The 5579-nt window shown below is 41.1% G+C and carries 6 protein-coding genes; 5 read left to right on the forward strand and 1 reads right to left on the reverse strand.

Annotated features, from left to right (window positions below; genetic code table 11):
- The 5 genes from L4C32_RS20120 to L4C32_RS20140 all read left to right on the forward strand — a co-directional run.
- On the forward strand, positions 1–328 hold a 328-nt coding region (locus L4C32_RS20120), incomplete at its 5' end, for an SIR2 family protein (protein ID WP_428198672.1).
- A gap of 2 nt (positions 329–330) precedes the next feature.
- Complete coding sequence (locus tag L4C32_RS20125) at positions 331–2166, forward strand: ATP-binding protein (RefSeq protein WP_428198673.1); 1836 nt, start codon at positions 331–333, stop codon at positions 2164–2166.
- A gap of 122 nt (positions 2167–2288) precedes the next feature.
- Positions 2289–2597 carry a hypothetical protein gene (locus L4C32_RS20130; RefSeq protein ID WP_428198674.1) on the forward strand — a complete coding sequence of 103 codons (309 nt, stop codon included), beginning with the start codon at positions 2289–2291 and terminating at the stop codon, positions 2595–2597.
- Positions 2598–2741: 144 nt separating this feature from the next.
- Positions 2742–3332 carry a hypothetical protein gene (locus L4C32_RS20135; protein WP_428198675.1) on the forward strand — a complete coding sequence of 197 codons (591 nt, stop codon included), beginning with the start codon at positions 2742–2744 and terminating at the stop codon, positions 3330–3332.
- A gap of 289 nt (positions 3333–3621) precedes the next feature.
- Positions 3622–3984 (forward strand): hypothetical protein, encoded by a 363-nt coding sequence (locus L4C32_RS20140; protein WP_428198676.1) that lies wholly within the window; start codon positions 3622–3624, stop codon positions 3982–3984.
- Between the two features lie 299 nt (positions 3985–4283).
- Here the strand turns inward: L4C32_RS20140 and L4C32_RS20145 are convergent, their stop codons facing one another.
- A complete protein-coding gene (locus L4C32_RS20145) occupies positions 4284–5255 on the reverse strand; it encodes a transposase (RefSeq protein ID WP_428198677.1) in 972 nt (323 codons plus the stop codon).
- Between the last annotated feature and the right edge of the window lie 324 nt (positions 5256–5579).

Here is a 5579-nt window from a genome sequence, read left to right on the forward strand (position 1 = left end):
TAGAAAATCTCTAAATTCTCGTCAAAGTAATACGTTAGCGGTTTGTGGTTACAGTTTTGGCGATGACCACATTAATAATGAAATTGAGTTCGCTTTATCTAAAGAAGAAAACAAAACAGTACTTTTGGCATTTTTGGAGTGTAGGGATGACATACCATTATGTTTAGAAAAGTGGCGTAGTTCCAGTTTTGGTTCAAGAGTAATTATTGCTTCGTTGCGTGGTTTATATGTCGGAGACCAAGGCCCATTTAAAAGAAAAGACGATGATGATTATTGGTGGACATTCAAAGGTGTAACATCAGTGCTAAAGAATGGATGCGAGGTTTAGTTATGTTTACACCGGAAGAAGAGTTAAAGATTGGGCAGGTTGTTGAGGTATCTGGAACTAATATTAAGGTAGAGATCTCCGATAAAATATCTGAGCTGTCTAGGACATTCAATGGTCGCGTTTACCCTATCGGTCAAATAGGTAGCATGGTTAAAATTCACTATGGTCGAAAAATAATTTTTGGTTTAGTGACTATGCTCAGAATGCGATCAGAAGAGTTAATTGAAGCAGGTATGCCCGTAACTGCTGATTCTGATCAGCGTGTAATGGAAGTCCAACTGCTAGCTGAAGGCAGCTGGAATAATACAAAATCAAATTTGGCTTTCAAACGTGGTATTAAAACTTACCCTTTACCCCAGCAAGGCGTATACCTTCTAACCAACGAAGAAATTTCTTTTGTATACCGTTCCGCTGAAGGTACAAGAGATGATGAAGTAGATCCATTAGTTCCCTTTGCGGTTTACAGTGCTTCTGAATCTACAGCTTGTCGAGCTAACATTAATAAAATGTTTGGTATGCATTGTGCTGTTCTTGGCTCTACAGGATCTGGTAAGTCTGGTACCGTTGCTGCGATTATTCATAGTGTACTATCGCATAAAAATGATGAAAAAGAGCTGTCTCCTCAGATAGTAGTTATTGATCCCCATGGAGAGTATGGTTCCGCATTTAAGGCTAGAGCTGTACAGTACCGTGCATATGACATCGCAACAGGTGATGACGGACAAGAAGAGATAAAGCTTCCGTATTGGTTAATGTCTAGTGATGAGTTTACTAATCTGATTATTGGTAAAACAGAAAGAAGTGCTACAAGCCAAAATAATGCAGTTCAGAAAGCACTTGCTCATGCCAGAATGGTTGCAGCTAAGATTGTAAAGCCTTGCCCGAGAGAGTTCGGAACAAATAAACTAGATCATTTAGATAATTTCGATGATCCAGATCTTTGTGATGACAAAGATACGTCGGACATTCTGGAGTTTGACCGTGATAAGCCTAGACCATTCTGTTTAGAAGAATTTGAAAGTCATATTAAATATATACAGGGAGGCAGAAAAACAAATGCCGGACATGTAACTATGACAAATACTGATCTGGCAAAATCACCTGTTCCTTCAGTATTGGATAAGCTCAAGGTTCTCCGAAGAGATACTAGGCTTTCATTTATGATGAAGTGTTGGGCTGATAATGGTGATGAAATCAAATTACATCAAGTCTTGAATCAATTCATAGGTGCGCCTAGTCAGGCAGGAAAAGATATTAGAATTATTGATATTTCAGGCCTACCAAATGAAGTCGCAGGCCCTCTGACTGCATTAATTGCTAGGTTACTTTTTCAATATAAAGTATTCCAGACTCAAGAAGAGAAAGAGAMAGATCCTATTTTATTGGTCTGTGAAGAAGCGCATAGATATGTTCCAGACCATGGGGAGGCTCAGTATGCAGCTGCTCAGGAAGCAATAAGACGTATTGCAAGAGAGGGGCGAAAATACGGAATTGGCTTGATGCTGGTAAGTCAGCGGCCAGCCGATGTAGACAGTACAGTCATTTCACAGTGTGGTACGTGGGTTGTATTAAGACTTACAAATTCAGCCGATCAACAGCATGTTGCACGGTTTTTGCCAGATGGATTGTCTGGAATGGTAGGTGCGTTACCGATTTTGTCTCAGCAAGAAGCAATTTTTGTTGGTGAAGGGGCTGCTTTACCTTCTAGGGTAAGAGTAAGAGATCTAAAAGAAGACCAACTACCGAAATCAAATACCATACCATTTGCTCATGGCTGGGCGAGTGAACGCTTAGAATTAGATAAATTGAAGGAAATATCTGAGAGGATGTGTAGCTAAAAGCGCGTTATAACAAGGCAATTAAACGGAACTAAAACAGTGTGTTACGTTCCGCTTCGCTACACAGTATAACCCACAGTTTTAGTCCGCTTATTGCGGCGTTAAGTGTTCATGGAGGTATTGTGCTAGATAATGTGGCTTTGGCAAAAAGAGTCCTTACTGATAATACTGAAGTGTTATATGGCATATTTGGCTTTATAAATACTTCTGGGTATTTTCCACCATGCTCTTTTTTCAATGAATTTCTAATAGGTGGTAGCGATCCGTGTGATCAAGATGGGCGTATGGAGAGCTGGGAACCTTTTGAGCTTACAGCTGTTGAACATTCTTTAATACTTTCTTGGTGGCAATCTATATATCCAGGCACACTGGAAGATAGCCTCAATGTAGAGAATTGGGGGGACTGGGTTCAAGAGATACTTGAGAGGTAACATGGTTCATTATCAGCAGGCCACACTTAACAAACGCAGTCAATCTGACAGTCTAAAACTGTCACCTTTTGTGCTGAAAAGCGCACAAAAACCGCCAATTTTAGCCTTCAGTTGCTGCGGGCGTTATAGCTTAAAGGAAGTCAGATGACCGGAACGTATGATTGGAATCCAATGCCTCACAAAGTCGACATTAAATGTCCGGCATGTGCCGAGCATTCGGTATTCGAATTTGCTGAGGTTGTGAAAATCGCACTCAAAAAAGACGTGCCTTTCTTCGAGCAAAGTGATCTATTTGAGTATTATCTATTTAAAGATTCATGCGGCCATAACTGGCATGGAGCAACGTATTACGCCAACTTACATGGTGGTTCAACTGCCGCAATCCAGGATCTACCCGAAGGGTACGCCCCAGAAAACTGGAATCACTCAAAGTATCTAACCAGAAATCACGGTCTAGACCTTGGTGCATTTAACTGCACTCACTGCCAAACGAGAAAACCCTATATTTTGCAATGGCCATCAGACGCTTTTTACTCCATCTCATATAAAGGCGAAGTTCTGTGGGCATTTAATCGTGAGTCTGCGGTAGAGCTACGTGATTACATTGCGTCAAATGAAAGAAAAACTGAAAAATACAAATGGGCTAGTTTTCTTTTGCATATTCCAACTTTGTTCAAAAAACAAAACGCCCGTGATAATGTAATCAAACAAATAAACAGAGTTCTTGCATGCTAAAGGCTATAACAAAGCAATCTTGCGGAACTCCGTGTGCTGTCACCTTGTTTGCAAAAATACGCAAACAAGCCGCCATCACACTCCGTCCGTAAATTGCGGCGTTGAGGCTGTAGGATAACTCGATTTCAAAAAATAGAGATTAAATGAACGTATTTTTAGACAAAAAATCACGTCTCTACGTGAGATCTAGATAGGTTCAACCCCTAAAGGCTTCTACTTTTTAACGTAGAAGACGGTATTAAAATAGCTGTGGAGAAATCCTACAGCCTCGTTATGTGACTCTCAGGCTATGAAGTATAAAAATATAATTTCGGCGATTCACAACTTTGGACATAGTTTTTCGAGTTATGAAAATTATGTCGACGATAATTTTGTAATTGATGAGTTAAGAAATATTCGACGAAATGGATATGATATCTCAGTTAATTGGCTTACTCGTGAATTTGAGCCATCTCAATTACTGAGTGAAAGAATCACTAAATCAATTGGTTATTGGGCAGATTCTCTAGAAGAGCATTTAGTTAAACATAATGTTGAGCCTTCTGCGATCAAAAGCCTTGTGTTTAAATGGCCAGTAAAAACTATGCATTATATTGTGGCAATTGACGACCGTGATATAGAACATAAAAAAGTAATTAAGTATGCGAGTTAAGTCACATAACAAACTAGAATAGGTGTCGCGCAGCCGACACCTTATTCAGGTGTTGAACAAGCCCGAAGCCCCTCTCTATATAGTAAATTGTGAAGTTCGAGTTGGTGGGGTTTTTATTCAAAGCTACATAACAGGGACACTCACCCTAACGAAAGCTAAATCCAAGCAACAACTGCATCCTCATGCTTCGTGTTCTCAGTGAAGGTTGGTGATTAAAATCAGCGAAATAGAGTGAGTTTCACAGTAAAAACCGGCAGCTATCGATCTTCAGGCGTGTTGAGTGTGTGTTGGTAAGGATTTTACGCGGCAGTGGTGATTTTAAGCCCGGAGCTTCGTTTCCGGTTCAATTTATGGATAGCGTGGGAGTACGATTTCACCTCTCCCACTATACTGGCTCGGTTCTGTTCAAGAGTGGTGCAGAGTGTTAGCCACTCTTTCTGTTCAACGTTCAATTGTTGTAAAACAGGTGGGGCAGAGGCATCAATCGCGCCGCGCTTATTCGGCTTTATCTGTTTCCCGCTCCAATCGACAAGCTCCAGATAGTCATCCAATCTAAACGGAATGCCTTTAATCACCTCGTTGGTTGGGTTACCAATGAAGGGATGCAGGCAAGGAGGAGTTAACTTGTTCGATTTAAGGGCAGCGAGCCGCTCTTTGACTGAGGTGAAATCAGAGGTTTCAAGTGAGTCTGCCATGCTGGCTCGAATCGGATTTAAATCGACATAAGCCATCGCAGTTAATAGCGCTTTCTCATCCAGCAGCGCCTGGCTTTTAAAGCGGCCTTCCCAGAAGTGGCCGGTGCAGTCATCCTCTTTGTTCGCTAGCCTGGCGATGGTTTGATTGATGATTTTCATGAACCAACTGATGCTAGATAACCGTTCGCGCCACTCGGAGATGATTTGCTGACACACGACTTTGGTTGAGCTATGAGTATCTTGTTTCGTTAAATAGCGGTGAATCAATACTGGCATCTCATGCAATGAACACCAACGGTCTACGACTTCTTGCTCAGACAGGTTCTTAACGCCATCACAATCAATACTGAGCACCAAATGGTAGTGATTATTCATGATGGCATAGGCACAAATATCTATACAAAACATGGCGCTGAGCTCTTTGAGTTTATCTTCAATCCAACCACGACGGTGCTCAAAGCTCTGTTGGGTAACAGAATCTACACCACACAAATAACTGCGTCTCACACATCGGGAGACAATGTGATAATAGGGCGTCGCCTCTGAGCAGATAAGCTGACTTCTTGGTACGGTCACTGGAAAACTCTCACCACAAATTGAACATGATGACAGTGTAAGCAGGTTTTCCTATCTAGATATACAGGAATGAGAGACCCTGCGAGTGAGTCAGTGTTGAACTTGAAATAGATGAAACCAGTGAAGTTAAAAGTGTGAGAAAGGTACTTGGGGTGTCTGTCCCTGAGGTATCCCCTCAAATCTGAGACAAATAGTAAATAAATTCATTTAGATAAGAACATTCATGATGTTTAGTGATCTCACTTTTATCACCACAATAAAATGAGTAAACACCATGAATGCAGACCAAATATTAACCCATTTCGTATCATCCATCTCTAGTTC

Origin of the sequence: Aliivibrio kagoshimensis, from assembly GCF_050337105.1 — a bacterium.
GTDB lineage: Bacteria > Pseudomonadota > Gammaproteobacteria > Enterobacterales > Vibrionaceae > Aliivibrio_A > Aliivibrio_A kagoshimensis.